General features: G+C 61.5%; 19 protein-coding genes. 3 read left to right on the forward strand and 16 right to left on the reverse strand.

All coding sequences use genetic code 11. The annotated features are described in order from the left end of the window. Positions 1-48: 48 nt before the first annotated feature. The gene (locus ACA043_RS16465; protein WP_187679804.1) at positions 49-570 is read left to right on the forward strand and encodes a DUF4142 domain-containing protein; all 522 of its coding nucleotides are present in this window, start codon (positions 49-51) and stop codon (positions 568-570) included. A 63-nt stretch (positions 571-633) separates the two neighbouring features. On the opposite strand, the gene ACA043_RS16470 is transcribed toward ACA043_RS16465, so the two are convergent. The 12 genes from ACA043_RS16470 to ACA043_RS16525 all read right to left on the reverse strand — a co-directional run bounded on the left by ACA043_RS16470 (position 634) and on the right by ACA043_RS16525 (position 15,434). Further along, entirely contained in the window at positions 634-903 is a 270-nt protein-coding gene (locus ACA043_RS16470) for a hypothetical protein (protein ID WP_497657425.1), read from the reverse strand. Between the two features lie 121 nt (positions 904-1,024). After that, positions 1,025-3,658, reverse strand: a complete 2,634-nt coding sequence (locus ACA043_RS16475; protein WP_497657426.1) for an excinuclease ABC subunit UvrA — start codon at positions 3,656-3,658, stop codon at positions 1,025-1,027. A 29-nt stretch (positions 3,659-3,687) separates the two neighbouring features. Then, on the reverse strand, positions 3,688-5,799 hold the full coding sequence (locus ACA043_RS16480; RefSeq protein WP_497657427.1) for a hybrid sensor histidine kinase/response regulator: 2,112 nt from the start codon (positions 5,797-5,799) through the stop codon (positions 3,688-3,690). Between the two features lie 134 nt (positions 5,800-5,933). Continuing rightward, positions 5,934-6,623, reverse strand: a complete 690-nt coding sequence (locus ACA043_RS16485; RefSeq protein WP_187679800.1) for a GntR family transcriptional regulator — start codon at positions 6,621-6,623, stop codon at positions 5,934-5,936. A 213-nt stretch (positions 6,624-6,836) separates the two neighbouring features. Beyond that, positions 6,837-7,496 carry a DUF799 domain-containing protein gene (locus ACA043_RS16490; RefSeq protein ID WP_489879465.1) on the reverse strand — a complete coding sequence of 220 codons (660 nt, stop codon included), beginning with the start codon at positions 7,494-7,496 and terminating at the stop codon, positions 6,837-6,839. Beyond that, positions 7,493-7,861, reverse strand: a complete 369-nt coding sequence (locus tag ACA043_RS16495) for a DUF4810 domain-containing protein (protein ID WP_489879464.1) — start codon at positions 7,859-7,861, stop codon at positions 7,493-7,495. The genes ACA043_RS16490 and ACA043_RS16495 overlap by 4 nt, the downstream gene beginning before the upstream one ends. 29 nt (positions 7,862-7,890) lie before the next feature. After that, positions 7,891-8,577, reverse strand: coding sequence for a CsgG/HfaB family protein (locus ACA043_RS16500; protein ID WP_161986630.1), 687 nt, complete (start codon positions 8,575-8,577; stop codon positions 7,891-7,893). Between the two features lie 169 nt (positions 8,578-8,746). Then, a complete protein-coding gene (locus tag ACA043_RS16505; RefSeq protein WP_497657428.1) occupies positions 8,747-11,824 on the reverse strand; it encodes an error-prone DNA polymerase in 3,078 nt (1,025 codons plus the stop codon). Next, complete coding sequence (locus ACA043_RS16510) at positions 11,821-13,236, reverse strand: Y-family DNA polymerase (protein WP_497657429.1); 1,416 nt, start codon at positions 13,234-13,236, stop codon at positions 11,821-11,823. The genes ACA043_RS16505 and ACA043_RS16510 overlap by 4 nt, the downstream gene beginning before the upstream one ends. Positions 13,237-13,243: 7 nt before the next feature. Then, positions 13,244-13,861, reverse strand: coding sequence for a translesion DNA synthesis-associated protein ImuA (imuA, locus tag ACA043_RS16515; RefSeq protein ID WP_150705610.1), 618 nt, complete (start codon positions 13,859-13,861; stop codon positions 13,244-13,246). Next, positions 13,861-14,478, reverse strand: a complete 618-nt coding sequence (gene lexA / locus ACA043_RS16520) for a transcriptional repressor LexA (RefSeq protein WP_187679794.1) — start codon at positions 14,476-14,478, stop codon at positions 13,861-13,863. Before lexA ends, imuA begins: the two co-directional genes overlap by 1 nt. Before the next feature lie 38 nt (positions 14,479-14,516). Beyond that, positions 14,517-15,434 (reverse strand): LysR family transcriptional regulator, encoded by a 918-nt coding sequence (locus ACA043_RS16525; protein WP_497614251.1) that lies wholly within the window; start codon positions 15,432-15,434, stop codon positions 14,517-14,519. A gap of 103 nt (positions 15,435-15,537) precedes the next feature. Here ACA043_RS16525 and ACA043_RS16530 point away from each other — a divergent pair, with 103 nt between their 5' ends. Together ACA043_RS16530 and ACA043_RS16535 are read left to right on the forward strand one after the other, a co-directional pair. Beyond that, positions 15,538-17,280, forward strand: coding sequence for an amidohydrolase (locus ACA043_RS16530; RefSeq protein WP_497657430.1), 1,743 nt, complete (start codon positions 15,538-15,540; stop codon positions 17,278-17,280). Between the two features lie 147 nt (positions 17,281-17,427). Further along, positions 17,428-18,165 (forward strand): TorF family putative porin, encoded by a 738-nt coding sequence (locus tag ACA043_RS16535; protein WP_497657431.1) that lies wholly within the window; start codon positions 17,428-17,430, stop codon positions 18,163-18,165. Positions 18,166-18,199: 34 nt separating this feature from the next. Here ACA043_RS16535 and ACA043_RS16540 read toward each other — a convergent pair whose 3' ends face one another. Genes ACA043_RS16540 through ACA043_RS16555 form a run of 4 tightly spaced genes read right to left on the reverse strand, consistent with a single transcriptional unit; the run spans position 18,200 to position 21,067 of the window. Continuing rightward, entirely contained in the window at positions 18,200-18,478 is a 279-nt protein-coding gene (locus ACA043_RS16540) for a DUF971 domain-containing protein (protein ID WP_401266846.1), read from the reverse strand. Next, the gene (locus ACA043_RS16545) at positions 18,475-19,437 is read right to left on the reverse strand and encodes a HEAT repeat domain-containing protein (RefSeq protein ID WP_497657432.1); all 963 of its coding nucleotides are present in this window, start codon (positions 19,435-19,437) and stop codon (positions 18,475-18,477) included. Before ACA043_RS16545 ends, ACA043_RS16540 begins: the two co-directional genes overlap by 4 nt. Next, positions 19,434-20,282: an ABC transporter ATP-binding protein gene (locus ACA043_RS16550; RefSeq protein ID WP_497657433.1), complete on the reverse strand. Its 849-nt coding sequence runs from the start codon at positions 20,280-20,282 to the stop codon at positions 19,434-19,436. The genes ACA043_RS16545 and ACA043_RS16550 overlap by 4 nt, the downstream gene beginning before the upstream one ends. Continuing rightward, positions 20,282-21,067, reverse strand: coding sequence for an ABC transporter permease (locus ACA043_RS16555; protein ID WP_489879456.1), 786 nt, complete (start codon positions 21,065-21,067; stop codon positions 20,282-20,284). Before ACA043_RS16555 ends, ACA043_RS16550 begins: the two co-directional genes overlap by 1 nt. Between the last annotated feature and the right edge of the window lie 186 nt (positions 21,068-21,253).

The raw sequence follows: 21,253 nt of genomic DNA on the forward strand, positions 1-21,253 counted from the left end.
CTGCCTCCACTGCATAACGCTCACAACAAATTGCGTGGAGATACACAAATGGACGGATTCAAGCTGCGTCATCTGGTACTGGCTGTCGCTTTGAGCACTGGCATGAGCAGCGCCTTCGCTGCCACCGACAACAACTTCGTCGATAACGCCGCTGCCGGTGGCATTGCTGAAATCGAAACCAGCCGCCTCGCTCTGGAAAAAAGCCAATCAGCGGACATCAAGGCGTTCGCCACCATGATGATTACCGACCATGGCAACGCCAATGATGAACTGGCGACGATTGCCAAGGCCCATGACATCGAGGTGCCGGACACCACCACGCTGGTCAAGCAGGCCAAAGAGAAAATCCTCGACATGCGCGACGAGTCCTTCGACGCGGCCTACGCCAACAATCAGGTGAAGGCTCACGAAGACACCATCGAGTTGTTCAAGAAGCAGGCCAACACCGTGACGGATGACAAGGTCAAAGGCGCGACTGAGCTGAAAGCGTTCGCCCAAAAAATGCTGCCGGCGCTGGAAAAACATCTGGCAGCGGCGAAGGAACTGCAAGCCAAGCATCCGAGCAAATAAATGATCGGCTGCAAATAATGAGGCCGCATCCAATGGATGCGGCCTCGCTATTTGCGACCCTGATTAACCCCCATCCGTGTCTATATCAGCATCCGTCTCCTCACCCGGTTTCGCACGATCCGGCTCAGGCTCGAAACCCGGGCTGAACTCGTTGTCGTTATCGGTGTGCTGGTTCTTCTGATCCACCGCCGGATCAGCACTTTGCGCCTGCTCCGTATCACCCTGGCGTTGTGCAGGTTGCGTCGGCGCCGGTTGCCCCGGCACTTGCGGGTCGATGGCCGGATCATTGCGATTGATCGGCTGCCCCGACTGATTTTGCTGTTGCTCGTTCATAAGCACCTCGTTGTTCAAAGCCAGCGCGACTGAAACCAGTCGGGCCTTGAAAGTTCGAAGCCGGCGCCGCGCCAACGTTCAAAACATCGCACTCGCCAGCCGTGCCCATCGACGCGCGCGACTATCGGCTCAAGGCCCGGGCCAGAAACGGCGCTGTCCGGCTCTTTTTACTCGCTGCGACTTTCTGCGGTGTACCCGCCACAACAATCTTGCCACCCTGATCCCCCGCCCCCGGGCCGATGTCGATCACCCAGTCACTCTGGGCGACCACGCGCATTTCATGCTCGACCACGATCACCGTGTGCCCCGCTGTCACCAGCGTATCGAGCTGTTCCAGTAATCGATCGACATCCCGTGGATGCAGGCCGGTGGTCGGTTCATCCAGCACATACAAGGTCGCGCCGCGCTGGTTGCGCTGCAGTTCGGTGGCCAGTTTGATCCGCTGCGCCTCGCCGCCGGACAGTTCCGTGGCCGGTTGCCCCAGCCGCAGATAACCGAGGCCGATATCACGCAGCACCTCCAGCGAACGACGAATACCCGGCTGTCCGGCAAACACCGTCACCGCTTCATCGACCGTCAATTGCAGCACTTGGGCAATGCTCAAGCCTTCCCAGAGAATCGCCAGGGTCTGCGGGTTGTAACGCGCACCATGACAGGTCGGGCACGGCGCATACACGCTGGGCATAAACAACAACTCGACGCTGACAAAACCCTCTCCTTCGCAGGTCGGGCAACGGCCCTTGGCGACGTTGAAGGAAAACTGCCCGGCGTCATAACCGGCCGCCTGCGCCTCGGGCGTCGCGGCGAACAGCTTGCGCACGTTGTCGAACAGACCGGTGTAGGTCGCCAGATTGGAGCGTGGCGTGCGGCCGATGGGCTTTTGATCGACCTGCACCAGGCGCTTGATCGACTCCAGCCCGGCGACGACCTGACCGCTGCTGACCTGCGGCGCGTCATCCTCAAGGCTGAGTTCTTCAGGTTCGGCATCAACGCTCGGCCGCCCCAGTTGCGCGCCGACCAATTCCAGTAAGGCCTGACTGACCAGACTCGACTTGCCGGAACCGGACACGCCGGTCACCGAGGTGAAGCAACCCAAAGGAAATTCGGCGCTGAGATGACTGAGGTTATTGCGGCTGATGCCATCGAGTTTCAGCCAGCCCGATGGCTTGCGCGCCGCTCGTGTCGGACGCTGCTGCTCAGCGAACAGATAAGCGCGGGTCTGCGATTGCTCGATGTCGGCCAGACCCGCTGGCGGGCCGCTGTACAGGATCTGCCCACCCTTCTCACCCGCCGCCGGGCCAACGTCGATCAACCAGTCGGCGCGGCGCATGGTTTCCAGATCATGCTCGACCACAAACAGGGTGTTGCCGTCGGCCTTCAAACGCTGCAAGGCTTCGAACAGCGCCTCGCCATCAGCGGGATGCAGCCCGGCGGACGGTTCGTCGAGCACGTAGATCACGCCAAACAACTGCGAACCCAATTGTGTGGCCAGGCGCAAACGCTGCAATTCACCGGACGACAAGGTCGGTGTGCTGCGCTCCAGCGCCAGATAACCCAGCCCCAGATCGGTCAGCGTACTCACCCGCTCCAGCAGGTCCTCGGCAATGCGCTGCGCCGCCAGACGCTTTTCCAGCGACAGGTTCGGCGTGTGGCGCACATCCGGCGCGCCGGCATGGCCGCTCGCACCGTGGACGACGCGTTGTTGGCGCGCTTCGCGGGTCTGCGCATGGCTCAAGGTTTCGCCGCTTTCTTCGACGTGTTCCAGGTAACTGGCCGCCGCCACCGGTTTCAATACTTCGGCGACTTGCAGCAACGGCATCTGCGACAGTTCACCGATGTCGTAGCCGGCAAACGTCACTGACAACGCTTCGCGCTTCAGGCGTTTGCCATCGCACAGCGGACAAGGACTGCCAAGCATGTACCGCGAAACGCGCTTCTTCATCAGCGCACTTTGCGAGTGGGTGAAGGTGTGCAGGATGTAGCGACGGGCACCGGTGAACGTGCCCTGATAATTCGGCTCCATTTTGCGCTTGAGGGCGACGCGGGTTTCTTCTGGCGTCAGCCCGGCATACACCGGCACGGTCGGGGTTTCTTCGGTAAAGAGAATCCAGTCGCGTTGCTTTTTCGGCAGTTTGCGCCACGGGATATCGACATCAATGCCCATGGTCACGAGGATGTCGCGCAGGTTCTGCCCCTGCCAGGCCAACGGCCAGGAAGCGACGGCCCGTTGGCGGATGGTCAGGTCTGGATCAGGCACCATCAGTGCTTCGGTGACTTCATACACCCGGCCCAGCCCATGACACTCCGGACAGGCGCCCTGCGGGGTGTTCGGTGAAAAGGCCTCGGCGTACAACATCGCCTGATCCGGCGGATAACTGCCGGCGCGGGAATAAAGCATGCGGATCAGGCTCGACAACGTGGTCACGCTGCCCACCGACGAGCGTGTGCTTGGCGTACCGCGCTGCTGTTGCAGGGCCACGGCGGGCGGCAAGCCTTCAATAGAATCGACATCCGGCACACCCACCTGATCGATCAGCCGTCGCGCGTACGGCGCAACTGACTCGAAATAGCGGCGCTGGGCTTCGGCATACAAGGTGGAAAACGCCAGCGACGACTTGCCCGAACCGGACACGCCGGTGAACACCACCAGCGCATCGCGAGGGATGTCGACGTCGACGTTCTTCAGATTGTGCTCACGGGCGCCACGCACCCGAACCATACCGGCGGGTGCTTTGGAGGTGCGTTTGGAAGTCATCAGCCTGCCTTGGTGAGGGAGTTTTCAGCTCAGTCGTTAAGCACCGCACGAATCATCTGCAATAGCGCTTCGGGGCCATAGGGTTTGCCCAGCAAATGGGTGTCGGGGCTGAGTTGGTGATTGCGCGAAATGATGTCTCGGGTGTGCCCGGAGGTGAACAGCACTGCCACCTGTGGTGCCTGCACCTTGGCCCATGCGGCCAGATCGGAACTCTTGATCAGCCCCGGCATGACCACGTCGGTGAAAATCAGATCGACATCGACGCCTTCCAGCAGCATCTGCATGGCCGCATCGCCGTTGCCTGCGGTCAACACCCGGTAACCTTCTTCACGCAACAACTCTACTGCCGAGGTGCGCACCGCGTCGTTGTCCTCGACCACCAGAATCGTCTCGTGACCACCTCTCTGATGATTGTCGATGCTCGGTGACTCTTCGCGGATCGGCCGCAGGCTGCGCGGGAAATACAGCTGCACCCGCGTGCCCTCGCCGAGCGTACTGTCGATCTCGACGTGCCCGCCACTTTGTTTGACGAAACCAAACACCATGCTCAGGCCCAGCCCGGTGCCCTGGCCGTCGGCCTTGGTGGTGAAGAACGGTTCAAACACCTGCTCCAGCATCTGCGGCGGAATGCCTGGACCGGTATCGCTGACCGCCACCCGCACAAAATCGCCTGCGCAGATGCCTTTACCGGCGCAAAACGTGCTGTCGAGTCGGGTATTGAGGGCGCTGAGGACAATGGTGCCCTCACCCTGCATCGCATCCCGGGCGTTGATCGCCAGGTTGAGAATCGCGTTTTCCAGTTGATTGCGGTCGACGTTGATGTGCCACGGTTCTTGCGGCAACTGCATATCGATCTGAATGGTTTCTCCCAACGCCCGTTGCAATAACTCACCCACGCCGTCGAAGATCTGCTGCGGTTTGCACACTGCCGGTGATAGCGGCTGACGCCGGGCAAACGCAAGCAATTGCGAGGACAGCTTGGCACCGCGCTCGACTGCCGCCAGCGAGGCACTGACGCGCCGTTGCACGTTGGCATTGTCCGGCTCATGGCGTGCCAGCAAGTGCAGGTTGCCGGCGATCACTTGCAACAGGTTATTGAAGTCATGGGCCACGCCGCCAGTCAATCCGCCGATCGCTTCGAGCTTCTGCGACTGACGCAATTGCTCCTCGGCGGCCAGCCGCGCACCCACTTCACTGGCCACCCGTTGTTCAAGGTTGCGGGTGAATTTGAGCAGCGACTCTTCGGCGATCTTGCGCTCGTGGATGTCGATCAATACGCCGGGAAAACGAAACGGTTCACCCTGTTCATTGAACTCGCAGGCACCGCTGGCCAGTACCCACAGATAACTACCATCGCTGCGCTGTACACGGTATTCGGCGTTGTAGGGCTCACCGGTCTGCATTGAATGGACGACCCGCTCCTGCACCCAGGGCAAGTCATCGGGGTGGATGCGCGAGCGAGCGACGTCTTGCGCCAGGTTGCTCAGATCCTGGTTCGGTGGATAAGAGAACGTCCGGGCGAAACGTTCGTCTGCCGACATCGTGTTGCTTTTCACATCCCAGACAAACGAGCCGAGCAAGGCGCCGGCATTCAATGCCAGACGCACCCGTTCGTTATCGGCGCGGTAGGCATCTTCGGCGGCCTGACGCAGCTGTTCGGCAACCACCCGTTCAGTGGTTTCCACCACCGTCGCCATCACACCGGCAGGCGCGCCCGTGTCGTCGGGTACGGGGTTGTAATACAGATCCATCCAGACGTCTTCGGGCACGCCATCGCGCAGTAATACCAGTTCCTTGTTGCGGTAAGACAAGGTGCCACCGGCCAGACACGTATCCACCACATGCCGGTTGAACTCGGCGACTTCCGGCCAGCCCAGTTCCACCGGTGAACCCAGCAGGTAGGGATGCCGGCCACCCGCGAACTCCGAATAACCGTCGTTGTAGATCATGTAGCCAGCACGCCCCCACAGCATGACCATCGGCAACGGCGAAGCGAGCAGCATCTGCACGGCGCTGCGCAAGCTGGTGGGCCAGGTATCCAGCGGCCCCAGGTCAGTCTGGCTCCAGTCGAACGCACAAATGCGCCCGGCCATTTCGCCTTTCCAGCCGTCACAACCGTGGCTATCGGATAAAAACTGCATCGGTTGACTCGGTGTCCTGTGCTGATTGCCCGATAAACCGCGACGCCGTAAGGACGCGATGCCCGTCTGTTTCGAGCATCGCCGAGCGTATTGGTTTCATTAGATGTATAGCCGATTTCAGACGCCGTTCAGGTTTAAACACCGATCAGATGTTTGAGCGGATGGTAGCCAGTTTTCATTTTGGCGGCGACGTCGAGAATGGCCTTCTCGATACCGTTCAGGTGCACGCAGGTCAGTTCGATGGCGGCGCTCTGATTGCCGGCCTCGATGTACTCGATCAAGCGCAGGTGCTCATTGTCGCGGCAGGCTTCGTGGCTGTCGTCATCCAGTGCGGCAATGTACAGCGAGGCGCGGGAAATCAGCTTCTGGAACCAGTCGAGCAGCACCGGATTATTCAGGCTGCGGGCAAGCTTGAGGTGGAACTCCCCGAGCAGGTAGATCAGTCGCTCGTGATCGCCGGCCTCATGGGCTTGATCTTCCAGCAGCAAGTGTTCGCGCAGGACCTGCATGGCGGCGATGTCTTTGCGTCGGCATAGCTCGGTGACAATGCCGATCTCGATCAGGCGCCGGGTTTCAAACAGCGAACGAATCTCTTCGTTACTGGGCAACGAAACCGATGCGCCTTTATTGGGCTCGGTAGTCACCAGTCCGTCGGCCTCCAAATGCTTGAGCGCGGCGCGCACCGACGTGCGGCTGACATTAAACAACTCCGCCAGCGAAGCCTCGCCCAGTTTCATCCCCGGACGCAGCGAACGCTTGCTGATCGCCTCGTAAACCCCTTGGTAGACGCGGTCGACGGTGGTTTCCGGTTTCTTCTCGGTCACTCGAAAGCTCCTTCCGTGCTGGCAACGTTGCCGTGGCGCATGAACTGTCGCGCAGGATATCGCCTTCGGCCGCAAGATGCAGGGTCTTGATTGCAAGTCGATATCGAAGAAAGTCGAGAAGTGTTCAGGCAAAAAAAATCGCAGCCTGTTGCCGCTTCTCGCAAATGTATTTACAAGAAGCGACCCCAGGCTGCGATCTTTTTATCTTCGCTGTCAGTCCGTGCCGTATTTCGGCGAACGTGGCCCGTACAGCAGGCCCGCCGGATGTCCGGCCGACAACAGACGATTGCTGGCGACACCGGCAATCGGATAACCGGCGTCGGTAGAACTGTTGATGATCTGCTTCACCGCTGCGGTAATCAGCATGCCAACCAGGCCACCCGCGTTACCGTTGTTACCCTCTTCGCTCGAGGCTCGCGCCGAACCGGTCCACAGCGTGGTGCCGGATTTCAGATCGACCAGTCTTGCGGTAGCGGTCACTGCGGTTTCGCTGCTGATCACCATGTAACGCGTACCGTACTCGGTCACGGTGATGTACAGCGCCGCATCCGCGCCGAAGATTTCCTTCAGTTTGTCGGGCGGTGCCTGATGGATATCATCCGGCGTGGTCAGGCCGTTCTGGCGGAACGTCTCGTCAACCAGCGCGATCGGCAGCACGTAATAACCGGCCTCGGCCAGCGGAAACGTCACTTGCGACAACAGGCTGTAGGAGGCCTTGACGTCCGGCGAGGTGTTCAGCGGCGGCAGCACCAGAATGGTCTTCGGACGCGCTTGCTTATACGCCGAGTAATCCACGGTCTTGGGTTTTACGCAGCCCCCCAGAAGGGTCAGTGCCAGCACGCCCACCAGCAGTTTCACTGCACGCGGGATCATTTGGCGTCTCCGGTCTTGGCGTTTTTAAGCAGGAAATCCATGTACGTGCCGGACTCGGGAAACAGGGTCTTTTCGGTACGGAACTGCTGCACCATCTGATCGTCCTTACCCATGCTCAGGTACAGCAGACCGAGGTGCGCGTGGTAACCCGGTGGTACGGCCTTACCCGTGGAGCGGATCTTCTGCAGGTCGGCTTCCAGTGCTTCAGCCTGGGCTTCTTTCGGTGTTTCGCTTTTGAAATACTCGTAGACCTGGGGTTCGTAGCCTTCCCACTGGTACAGGGTTTGCGGGCCGGCGCAACCCGCCAGCAAGGCGCTGGCGGCCAGCGTCAGGGTCATCAGCGACCGCGACAGATTCAAATTCATGGGTTGTTGCTCCTTGCAATGGGCGTCGATCAGTTGCCCGGTTTCCAGGCACCGGCGTTCATGCCATCAACCAGGCGATTGATCGCCTCGCGCATGGCCAGATCCAGGACTTTGCCGTTGAGGGTGGAGTCGTAGGCAGCGGTGCCGCCGAAGCCGATGATTTCGCGATTGGACAAGGCGTATTCGCCGGCGCCCTGGGTCGAATACACCACTTCCGAAGTGCTGATGTTGACGATGTTCAAGTTGACCTTGGCGTAGGCCACTTGAGTTTTGCCGCGACCAAGAATGCCGAACAACTGGTGGTCGCCGGTCTCTTTGCGGCCAAACTCGGTGACATCACCGGTGACCACATAATCAGCGCCCTTGAGGCGTTGGGCCTGGCCCTTGATCGCCGCTTCCTGCTGGATTTCGCCCATGTTGTCGCGATCCAGCACGGAGAAACGGTTGGTCTGCTGCAAGTGCGTGATCAGGATGGTCTTGGCCTGACCACCGAGACGGTCGACGCCGTCGGAGAAGATCCCGCGCATATAGCTGGAGCGGTTATCGAACTTGCCCACGGCCATCGGCACGCGAACGCCAGTCCAGACTTGCGTGGCGCTTTCAACCTTGGCCACCGGCAGCGCGCGGGAGCTTTCGGTCGCGCAACCGGCGAGCGTGCCGGCGATTGTGCCCAGCACGGCAATCGCAACACCTGAGACCAGCATCCGGGAGATCATTCTCACTGAGTATTTCCTTCTTGAAAAACGGGGGTGTCCCGGCACAGCAACGCGGTGGGGAGCGGAAAAGGGGCGGCATTATGACAAAGTGCCATCATTGATGACAGATTTTTTTTGACGCCAATGGATTGGCTGCTCTGGGAACGATCAGACAGAGAATTTTGTGATGTCAGTGGAAATCGCGGCTCTGCACGCGGATGCCGTTGAGCAGCGGACTCAGGTCGCTCAGGCGGCCGGCGATCAAGTGGCGCACGTCGCCCTCGCGCTCCCAGCGGCCATCGACCTTGAGCAATTGCGAGCCGACCAGTACCTGGCGCTGACGCTCGGCCAGGTCGCGCCAGACCACCACATTGACGTTGCCGAACTCGTCTTCCAGGGTGACAAACGTCACGCCGCTGGCAGTACCCGGTCGTTGCCGGCCTGTCACCAGTCCGGCAATGCTGACCGGGCGACCATGCTCAATGTCGAGTAATTCTTGCGAACTGCGGCAACGCCGCGCCTTCAGTTCGTCGCGCAACAACGCCAACGGATGCGGCCCCAGGGTGGTGCCGACCGTCTTGTAATCAGCGTGCAGATCTTCACCGACACTGGGCTTGGGTAGCACCACGTCAGGCTCTTCCTGACTCGGCAAACCGGCAAACAACCCCAGCTGTTTCTGCACCCCGGCCACCTCCCAGCGCGCCCGATGCCGATGACCGGCCAGGCCGCGCAACGCTCCGGAATCTGCCAGCAGCGCCTGCGCCCGACTGTCGAGTGCGGCCCGCTCGCCCAAATCGGCAACATCGGCAAATGCCCCGCGCATCCGCGCCGCTTCAATGCGTCGGGCATCGTCCTCGCGAAAACCCTTGATCATGCGCAGCCCCATGCGAATCGCCGGTTGTGCGCCGCTGATCGGTTCCAGGCTGCAATCCCAGTCACTGGCGCGCACGTCCACCGGGCGGATCTGCAGCTGATGCCGACGGGCGTCCTGAAGAATCTGGTCGGGGCTGTAGAAGCCCATCGGCCAACTGTTGATCAGCGCACAAGCGAACGCCGCCGGTTCGTGGCACTTGAGCCAGCAACTGGCGTAGGTCAGCAAGGCGAAACTGGCCGCGTGGGATTCGGGAAAACCGTAGCTGCCGAAGCCTTTGATCTGCTCGAAAATCTGCGCGGCGAACTCCGGCGTGTAGCCGTTTTTCTTCATGCCGGCGGCGAGTCGCTCCTTGTGCGGCTCAAGCCCGCCGTGGCGTTTCCACGCGGCCATGGAGCGGCGCAACTGATCGGCCTCGCCGGGGCTGTAGTCGGCGGCGACGATGGCGATCTGCATTACTTGTTCCTGAAACAGCGGCACACCGAGGGTTCTTTCCAGTACGACCTTGAGTTCTGGCGACGGATAGGTTTCCGGCTCTTCCTTGTTCCGCCGGCGCAGGTACGGATGGACCATGCCGCCCTGAATCGGGCCCGGCCGGACGATGGCCACCTCAATCACCAGATCGTAGAACTTCGCCGGTCGCAGGCGCGGCAGCATCGACATCTGTGCACGGGACTCGATCTGGAACACGCCGATGGTGTCGGCGCGGCTGATCATGTCGTAGGTCGGTTTGTCTTCGGCCGGAATCGTCGCCAGTGTCAGATCCAGATGGCGATGACGGCGCAGCAGATCGAAACAGCGGCGAATCGCGCTGAGCATGCCCAGCGCGAGGATGTCGACCTTGAGCAGCCCGACCGCGTCGAGGTCGTCCTTGTCCCACTGAATGATCGTGCGGTCGGCCATGGCGGCGTTTTCCACCGGCACCAGACTGTCCAGCGGTTGCTCGGAAATCACAAAACCACCGGGGTGCTGCGACAGGTGCCGGGGGAAACCGATCAGTTGCCCGGTCAGGCTCAACACCCGGCGCAGCACCGGGCTGTCGGGATCGAATCCGCCCTCAATCAGGCGTGCCACTGGCGGTGTTTCATCGCTCCAATGGCCGCAGCAATCGGCTAGCGCGTTGATCTGATCCGGCGGCAGGCTCAACGCCTTGGCCACATCGCGCACCGCACCGGCGGCGTGGTAAGTGCTGACCACCGCTGTCAGCGCCGCGCGATGGCGGCCGTAACGGCGAAACACGTATTGCAGGACTTCCTCGCGGCGTTCGTGCTCGAAGTCGACGTCGATATCCGGCGGCTCGTTGCGCTCTTTCGACATGAAGCGTTCGAACAGCAACGTAGTGCGATCCGGGTCGATTTCGGTGATGCCCAAGGCAAAGCACACCGCCGAGTTGGCGGCCGAACCACGGCCCTGACAGAGGATGTGCTGCTCGCGAGCGAAGCGCACCACGTCATGCACGGTGAGGAAGTAGCTTTCGTAGCCGAGTTCGGCGATCAACTCCAGCTCATCGTCGATCTGCTTGAGCACTTTGGCCTGTGGCCCTTTCGGCCAGCGCCAGGCGATGCCTTCTTCGGTCAGGTGGCGCAACCAGGAACTGGCGCTGTGCCCCTCCGGCACCAGCTCTTTGGGATATTGATAACGCAACTGGCCCAGATCAAAGGTGCAGCGCCGGGCCAGACTCACCGACGCCTCCAGCAAGGCCGGCGGATACAGTTCGCGCAACACCTCGACACTGCGCAAATGCCGCTCGCCATTGGGGTGCAGGCGCAATCCGGCTTCCGCCACCGGGACGTGATGACGAATCGCAGTCATGGTGTCCTGCAAGGCGCGTCGGCCTCGGGCATGCATGTGTACATCACCACTGGCCACGGCAGGAATCCCCAACTCACCCGCCAGACTCGATAACGCCGCCAGCCGCCGCTGATCGTCCTGCCCGCGATGTAACTGCACCGCCAGCCACAGCCGTTCGCCGAAGGTTTGTTTCAGCCAACGGCCCTCTTGCACGTCATCAACCGAGTCCGGCACCCACAACACCAACAACCCGGGCAGCGCTTCGTTGAAGTCCTCGCGCAGCACCTGATACTGGCCCTTTTGCGTGCGCCGCCGGGCGCGGGTGATCAAGCCGCACAGCGCCTGATACCCCTCAAGGTTCTCCACCAGCTGCACCAGTTTCGGGCCGTTGTCGATGCGAATCTCGCTGCCGATAATCAGCGGCAATTCAACGGATTTCGCCGCTTGCCAGGCCCGGACAATCCCCGCCAGCGTGCATTCGTCGGTGATCGCCAGCGCCTGATAGCCGTGCTTTTTCGCCCGCTGGAACAACTCCAGCGCACTGGACGCACCGCGCTGGAAACTGAAGTTCGACAGGCAATGCAGTTCGGCGTAGCCATCGTTCATCCGAACCAGCCCTGCAGCCACAGCGGACCACCCTCGCCCACCGCCCGATAGGCCCAGCCTTGCTGACCGGCGCGGTTCTGGATCAGGTAGTAATCGCGGCGCACATCGTCACCGTCCCACCAGCCGGATTCGATGCGCTCAGGGCCCATGAGGATGCGTGCCGAACCTTGCGCCACGCTCTGCGGTTCACCGAGCAACCAGCCCGGGCGGTAGACACTCGGCAAACCGGCGCAACGTTGTTTGTCGACGCCGTTCTGCCACGCGCACTCGGGCCGATGATCGGCCTGAAAGCGCAGGCCTTGCACGGCGTCATCGCCCAGCCGTGCGCGCAGGCGTTCGCGCAACTGCTCCCAAGGCAAGGTCTGCTGCGGACGGTCATCGAACAGTTCCTGAAACTGCGGCACAAAACTCGGCAAATCTTCGGCACGCAGACGGAACCCGCGCACTGGCGCCTCAACCTGCACCTGCTCCAGCCGTCCACGGGCCAGTTCGAAGAGCATCGCCGGGTCGCGTTCGGCGCTGAGCAGGCCGACCTTGATCAAGGTGTCCGGCAACCCGGCGTGTTCCAGATGCAGGTCGAAACGCTGCACGCCGCTGTCGCGCCCACACAGAAACGCCGACAGATCGCCGGTCAAGCGTCGTAAAGGGAACAGCAGCGCCTGATGGGATTGCACATCGAAATTGAGCTCGATGCGCACATCGAAACGATCCGGCGGCAGGTAGAACGCCAGCGCCAGCGGCCGCGCGCCGAACAAGGTGTCGAGATGTTTGAGCATCGGCGCTTCGAAGCGTCGGGCCAGTGCCTGACGCGGCAGGCTCTGCACCTGACTCAGGTTACGCAGGCCCATGCGCGACAATGCTGTGGCCACGCCCGGCTCCAGACCGACCCGGTCGATGGGCAATTGCCCTAGATGATGCTGCAAGGCTTCGCCGTCCGGCACCACCAGTCCGTCATAGGCGTTGGCCAGAATGCGTGCCGCCACCGGGTTGGGTGCAGCGACGATGCGATGACGGAAACCCAGATCGGTCAGTTCCTTGCGCAACCGCGCTTCGAACTGCGCCCAGGAACCGAACAGGCCAAGACTGGACTCGATTTCGAACACCACGGTGCGCGGGTAATGCACGCTGACCTGCGCGCTGAAGCGGTAGGCCCACGCGGCCAGAAACTGCTGCCGGTGTTCGACCTCGGCCACTTCATAATCGGCGGTGGCAAAACCTTTGCTCAGGGCTTGCGCAGCGGTCATCGACTGGCCGGGACGCAAGCCGAGTTTGCGCGCTGCCGGGTTGACCGCTTGCAGCACCCGGCGCTGGGCCGGGCCGCTGAGCAACACCAACGGCTCATCGGGATCGGGCCGCTGACGCAACACGGCGTCGAGGGCCAATTGCGGGAACAGAATACACACCCAGCGCATGACGACCTCAGTGACCCACGGCAAAGGCAATCGGCGCCGCGCGCGCCAGTCCGCCACGGCACTTGAGTACACGCAATTGGGCCGGTTTTGCGTCGATGGCGATGCGCAACGCTGCCGGTGACGGATTGATCGCTTCGCTTAAGGGGCGCCACGCAAAGGCCAGGGTCTGGCCGGTTTCCGCCGCCACCTGCAAACGCCGCAACGCTCGGTCATCAGCCTTGTGCGGCCAGCACAGCACGGCGCCGCAACTGCCTGAACGCAGGCATTGTTCCGCCGCCCACAAGGCATCGCGTTCACTGGCCTGAATCACCGACAACTGACGCAGGTCGACCCCGGCGTTTTCCCACGCCTGCGGGTACGGCACGAAAGGTGGCGCTACCAGCACGATGCGCTCACCCGCCGCCGACAACCGCGCCAGCGTCGGCCACACCAGTTGCAGCTCACCGACACCGGGGCCGGCCAGGAGAATTTCGCTCAATGCCGCTTCCGGCCAGCCACCGCTGGGCAATGCTGCATCCAGCGCGGCATGCCCGGTCGGTTGTGGGCTGGCGGCCGGTGGCGCAGGACGGCCCTTCCAGACCTGGCCGCCATTGAACAGGGTATCCAACGCAACGACGGCGCCCATCAGCCTTGCCTCACCAGACCGCAGAACACCCCTTCGATGGCCAGATCCTGATCGTCACGCACGACAATCGGCTGATACGCCGGGTTGCGCGGTAACAGCCGCACCACATCGCCGACGCGCTCGAAACGCTTGATGGTGACTTCACCGTCGAGCCGCGCCACGACGATCTGGCCGTTGAGCGCCTCGGGATTGCGCCGCACACCGACCAGATCACCATCGAGAATGCCGTCCTCGATCATCGAGTCGCCTTGCACTCGCAGCATGTAATCGGGTGTGCGGGAGAACAGCGCCGGGTCGAGCATCAGGCGGTTATGAATGTCGGCATCAGCACCAATCGGCGCACCGGCGGCAACCCGGCCGAGTACAGGAATCTCCAGCAACTCCGCACGTGCCGGTTGCCCGAGCAAGCGAATGCCCCGGGCCTGATGCGGGTTGACCTCGATAAACCCGGCTTCGGTGAGCGCCAGCACATGCTTGCGCGCCACGCTGCGCGAGGCAAAACCAAAAGCCTCGCTGATTTCAGCGAGGCTTGGGGGCTGACCGTGTTCGGCGATGCGTTCGCGGATAAAGGTCAGGATGGCGGTACGGCGGGGAGTCAGGTTCGTCATGGAGTACATTTGTACTCCTGTGGGATTTTTCTGACAAGCACCGCCAGTCAGCTCAAACCACGCTCGGCCAGAAACCCTGCGATGTAATCGATAAACGCCACGACTTTCGCCGTGGCGCGCCGATGGCTCGGGTACACCGCCAGAATGTGCGGGCCGAAGCTGTCCGGGTCGATCTCGTAGTCAGCCATGACCCGCACCAGTCGCCCGTCAGCGATAAACGGCGCAGCGCTCCACAACGGCGTATGCAGCAAACCGCGCCCGGCCAAAGCGCTGGCCAGCAGCAAGTCGTAATTGTCACTGCGCAAGCGTGGCGTTGCCGGTTGCGGCAGGCTCAGGCGCTGACCGTCACGCTCGGCCCACCAGAACTCACGGCTGAGCAACGGGTGCCGGTACAGCAGCCATTCATGCTGATCTAGGGTTTGCGGATTCACCGGCAAGCCCTTGCGCGCCAGATACTCAGGGCTGCCGCACAGGGCCAGGCGATTGCTGCCGACCACCCGCGCGATCAGCCCCGGCAAGTCATCGTGACCTTCGCGCAAGGCCAGGTCGTAGCCGCTTTCCAGCAGATTGACGAACTCGTCGCACAGATCCACTTGCAGGCTGATCTGCGGGTATTGCTGCAAAAAGCCGTCGCACACTTGATCGAGAAACGCCCGCCCGTACGCCAGCGGCGCGGTGATTTTCAGGCTGCCGCGCAAACCGTGCTGCAGTTGCTCGATTTCCTCGCTGGCCTCTTCCAGGCGCTGCAGCACCAAGCGTGCGGTTTCCAGATACACCCGGCCGATTTCGGTGAGCAAAATCCGCCGGGTACTGCGCTCAAACAGCCGCGCCCCGAGTTCGGCTTCCAGGTGGTTGACCGCTTTGGTAAGCGCCGACGGCGTCTTGCCCAGTTGCTCGGCGGCGCGGCTGAAACTGCCGAGTTGCGCGGTGACCACGAACATTTTCAATGCACCCAACTTGTCCATGCTTTTTCCATTCAGGCAAAAACGTTTTTCGTGAGGGAGGCGTTCTGTCGGTCGTTGCCAGCCACTAATCTGGCCATCAGACGCAATAACAAGGAAATCTTCAATGAAAAGATTCATCCCGAATCTGCTTGTCGCTGCAGTAAGTTTTGCCTCGATGGAAGCCATGGCCGCTGCCGATCTGGTGTTGGTCAATGGCAAGATTTTCACCGCCGACCGCGCTCAACCCAAGGTGCAGGCGCTGGCCGTAGAGAACGGCAAAGTGTTGAAAGTCGGCACGGATGCACAGATCAAAGCGCTGATCGAACCCGGCACAAAAGTTATCGATCTAGGCGGCAAAGCGCTGATGCCCGGCCTGATCGATAGCCATTCCCACGCGATTTTCGGTGGTCTGGAAATGGTCTCGGCGAACATGGAAGACGAAGTCGTTGCCCTCGACGAACTGGAAAAAAACCTGCGCAACTGGCGGGACGACGGCACGGCCAGGCATGGCGATGTGCTGAGCATTGCCGGCATGAGTTCGAAGTATTGGGCGCAGGCTGAAGCCTTGGGCAAAACCTTCAACAACGGTGAATGGGCCAACGTGCCGGTGGTGTTCACCGGCAGCGACCACCACACCGCGTGGGCCAACAACGTGATGCTCAAACGCGCAGGTATCGACGCCGCGCTGCTGAAAAGCCTGCCAGACGCGGAAAAAGATACGATCGGCAAACTGGCCAACGGCGAACCCAACGGTTTTCTGGTCGACGCCGGTTGGGATCGGGTCGCTTCGAAAATGCCGGTGCCGAGCCCCGCCGCCATGCTCAACGCGGCGAAGTCCGCCGTGCGCTACAACAACAGCCTCGGCATTACGGCGTGGATGGACCCCGCCGCCAACGCCGCACCGGGCGAGCCGGTGTTCGCTCTCAAACCCACCGAGAAAACCGTCGGCGTGCTGCCGGCCTATAAGGCGCTGGCAGAAAGCGGCGAGATGAGCGTGCACGTCGCCGCGCTGCTGGTGGCCAATTCGAAAAGCGTACCTGCCGATCTCGATACCCTCGACAAGGTTCGCCAGCAGTTTCAGGGCATCCCCAACCTCACCCTGCCCGGCATCAAAATCTTCGCTGACGGGGTGATCGAATACCCGGCGCAAAGTGCGGCGATGATCGACCCGTACAGCAACTCGCACAAACAGGGCGAACTGCTGATCGACCCGCAGCATTTCGGCGCATTGGTCAGCGCCATTGATCAACGCGGTTGGCTAGTGCACATCCACGCCATCGGCGACCGTGCGGTGCGCGAAGCGTTGAACGGCATCGCCCAGGCGCGCCAGGATCGGCAAAGCGGCGTGACGCACTCGATCACTCACTTGCAAATGGTCAACCCGAAAGAATTCGCCCGTTTCAAACCACTGAACGTGATCGCCTCGATGCAGCTGCTGTGGGCCAGTGCCGACGATTACACCACCGACATGATCAAGCCCTACGTCAGCGCACTCGCCTTCCGTTATCAATACCCGGCGCACTCGCTGCTCAAACAGGGCGCGACGATTGCCGGCGCCAGTGACTGGCCGGTGTCGTCAGCGAACCCGTTCAACGCCATGGCCCAGGCCATCACCCGCGTCGGCCCGCTGGGCGTGCTCAATGCCGAGGAGCGTCTGGACCGCGAAACCATGTTCTACGCCTACACCGCCAACGCCGCGCGAACCATTGGCCTGGACAAGCAGATCGGTTCGCTGACGCCGGGCAAACAGGCGGATTTCATCGTCCTTGATCGCGACGTGTTCAGCGTCGACGACAAAGCCCTGCATGACACCCAGGTCCTGCAAACCTGGTTCGGCGGCCGTCAGGTCTATACCGCCGCTCAATAACAACACCGCCCTTCCCTGTAGGAGCTGCCGAAGGCTGCGATCTTTTGATGTTGATTGTAAAAAACAAGATCAAAAGATCGCAGCCTTCGGCAGCTCCTACAGGTTTCTCTTTCTGCCCCCATAACAATCACAACATCGGGACTTCACATGAAAGCCTTGCCCCTGTTCGCCCTGAGTTTCTTGAGCCTGCTGCCTTTAAGCAGCCACGCTATCCCCTTGAACGACGACTTCGCCGTGCTGGTGGATTTGACTGTGGCCAGCGATTACCGCACTCGCGGCATCTCGCAAACCCAGAACGACCCCACCGTGCAGGCCGGTTTGACCCTCGCCCACAGCAGCGGCCTTTACATGGGGGCATGGAGCTCGAACGTCGATTTCGGCGCAGGTCTGAAAACCCGTCAGGAAGTCGATTACTACGCCGGCTGGCTGTGGCAGGCGACCGAAGAGGTCAGCCTTGATCTGGGCTACCTCAAGTACGCCTATCCCGGGGAAAGTCAGTTCAACCAGAGTGAGGTGTACGGGATTCTCGGTGTGTACGGGGTGAAATTCGCGGCGTATTACTCAAGCGATGCGCCCGGCATCGATAGCCAGCAGAGTTCGCTTTACAGCTACGTCAGCTATGAAACCGAACTGCCGTTCGATTCGGGCCTGAAGTTGCGTTACGGCCATATGGATTTCAAGGATCCGCATGTGTATTCGGCCTCCGGGCATGGCGAAGCGTCGTACCGCGAATGGGAAGTGAAAGTCACCCACAATCTGGCCGGAGTGCTGCTGGGTTTGAGCTACATCGACACCGATCTGTCGCAAACCCAGTGCTTGAGCAACTGGGGATTCAAGGACGTGTGCACCGCGACTGTGGTTGCCAGCGTCAGTAAATCTTTCTGACACACCACACTCCTACATTGGGCTTTTGGTGGGTTCAGGAAGTGAGCTGTGCGAGATATTGCCACGGGTAGATCCCGCGCTGGTGCCCGTCGCTGAACACCAGCTGCACGCCATAGCCTTGGGGGTTGATTTCGATGAGGCGCACGCGTTCATCCACCAGCGGCGTCAAGCCGCGCAGACGAAAAGCGCGGCATTGCGAGCAGGGGCATTGGCGGCGCAGTTCGGCGTGATCGAGCACCGATTCGCTGCCATCAGGCCAGCTTAGTCGCAGGGTCTGCTCACTCTGCGAGTTGCCAACAGATACCGGACTCATTGCAGCTGACTCAGGGCTATCCGCACCGCTTTGCGCACTTCCGGATCACCATCGTCTTGCGCCGCCTGCAACGCCGCCACTGCACCGCGATCATTCAACTCGCCCAAGGCCAACGCGGCTTCCTTGCGCAGGTTGCTGATGCGGTGACCAAGGGTTTCGATCAAGGCGTCGAGCGCAGGAGCGAAACGCAAGCGACCGAGGCTGCGGGTGGCGCGCAGGCGAACTTGCCAGTAATCGTCGCCCAGCGCTTCGATCAATGCCGGGCCGGCGTCGATGTGACCGACTTTGCCCAACGTAGTCGCCGCTTCCTCGCGCACTTGCCAGGCGTCGTCCTGCAAGGCTTGGCGCAGGGCCGGCAGCACATCGGCGCCAGAGGCCAGACCGAGAGCGCCGGTGGCGCCGCGGCGCACCTCGGTGTCAGGGTCAGCGCTGGCCAGTCGCGCCAATGCCGGCAGCGCGTCGAGTTGTTTGAGCCAGCCGAGCACGCCCACGGCTTCGCGGCGTACATGGGCGTCGGCATCCTGCAGTGCGGCGACTGCAGCGGGCGCGGCAGCGACAAAACGCAACTCACGTAAAGCACGGAACGCGGCGATCCGTACACTGACTTCAGCGTGATCAGTCCACGGCAGAATCACCCGCCCGGCGGCTTCGGTCTTGAGCAGACTGAGGCTCTGTGCGGCGGCAGATTGCACGGCCGGCGACGGATCGGTCAGCGCGTCACACAAGGCGGCGACCACAGGCTCGTCTTCCCAGGCCTCCAGCAGCCGCGCGGCTTCGGCGCGGACTTCTTCGGCGGGATCATGCGCGAGGCGCTCCACCAGCCAGAGCAAGCCATCCGGTTCTTCGAGATCCGCCAGATCAATCAGGGCGATGCGCCGCACGCCAGCGTCTTCAGCGGTCAGTCGTGGTTGCAGGTCGAGAATGTCTTGGTTATCGGTCACAGCAAAAATAGAAGTCATAGGGCAAATCGCGGCAAAGGGTTTTCGGGAGGCAGGCCGAGCGGATTGAGGCGCGGCAGCGGTCGGTCGTTGTCGTGGCGTAACAGGTCGAGACAGTGGCGCTTCAGACACGAGAATTCATGGCTGGTGACCAGCTCAGTAGTGCGCGGACGCGGAAAATCCAGGCGCATATCTTCGATGATTCGCCCCGGCCGCGCGCTCATCACCAGCAAGCGGTCGGCAAGAAACAGCGCCTCGTCGATGTCGTGGGTGACGAACACCACGGTGGTGCGGATGCGCGTCCAGATGTCCAGCAACAGTTCCTGCATGTTCAGCCGGGTCAAGGCGTCCAGCGCGCCGAACGGCTCGTCCATCAGCAACAGCCGTGGACGATTGACCAGCACCCGGGCGATCTCCACCCGTTGCTGCATGCCGCCGGAGAGTTGGTCGGGCCAGCGTTCGGCGAAACCGTCGAGGCCCACCAGTTTGAGAATTTCGTCGGCGGCGCGATGACGTTCAGCCTTGCCGATGCCCTGCATTTTCAGGCCGAAGGCGACGTTTTCGCGCACCGTGCGCCACGGGAACAGCGTGTGATGCTGGAACACCATGCCGCGCTGCGGCGACGGGCCGGACACCTCGGCGCCATCGACTTTGAGGCTACCGGCATGCGCGTTCAAGTGCCCGGCCAAGGCGCCGAGCAAGGTCGATTTGCCGCAACCGGACGGGCCGAGAATGCACACGAACTGGCCGGGTTCGATCTGGCAATCGAGGCCCTGCACCGCTTCAAACGCGTGCCGACCTTCGCCGAGGACGATGGACAACTTGCGGATATCAATCCGCCCTTCCGGGGTTTGCATCATGCTCATCAGGCTTTACCTCGTGGACGATGCCAAGGCGTGAACAACCCACCCAGACGCTTGATCAACAAACTGCTGCCCATACCCAGTACGCCGATCAGCAACATGCCGACGACAATGTCGGCGTAGTTCTGAATGGTGTAGGACTCCCAGGTGTAGTAACCGATGCCGAACTGGCCAGAGATCATTTCCGCGGTCACCAGACAGAACCACGACGTGCCCATGCCGATGGCGAGGCCGGTGATGACACTTGGCGCAGCACCGGGCAGGATCACTTCCAGCAGGATCGCCCGACGCCCTGCTCCGAGGCTTTTCGCCGAAGCGATCAGGCGCGGATCGACACCTTCGACGCCGTGCACAGTGTTGAGCAGGATCGGGAACAACGCGCCGGTGAAGGTGATGAAGACCATCGACAACTCCGAGGACGGGAACATCAGGATCGCCAATGGAATCCATGCCACGGCCGGGATCGGGCGCAGGACTTCCAGCGGTGGAAGCAACAGGTCTTCAGCCCATTTAGAACGGCCGATGGCCAGGCCCAATGCGATGCCGACGACCAGTGCAGCGAGGTAGCCGGCGAAGACGCGGCTGAGGCTGGCGGTCAGGTGTTGCAGGAGCTTGCCGGAGTCGCCCAGACCGAGTGCGGCTTCGATGACCGCCAATGGCGTAGGCACATTGGCGAAGGTGACGAGGCCGAGGTTCCAGTGGTGGCTGGCGGCGAGTTGCCAGAATAGAAGGCAGAGCAGCAGTGAGGCGGATCTTGATGTCCAGCGCAAGGCGGAAGGTGTTTTCATGGAGCGGGTTTCCAGTTCCGGATCTGTGTGACGGCTAAGATTTACCCCCTCACCCCAGCCCTCTCCCCCAAGGGGGCGAGGGGGAAAGGGAGCCGATTTTGTGTGTTTCAAACCTGAGTTCGGCTCGGTATTCCAGGTCGGCGTATCTCGCCCAAACATCCCGGTCAGTCCCCTCTCCCTCCGGGA

It is taken from the genome of Pseudomonas sp. LBUM1648, assembly GCF_059716145.1.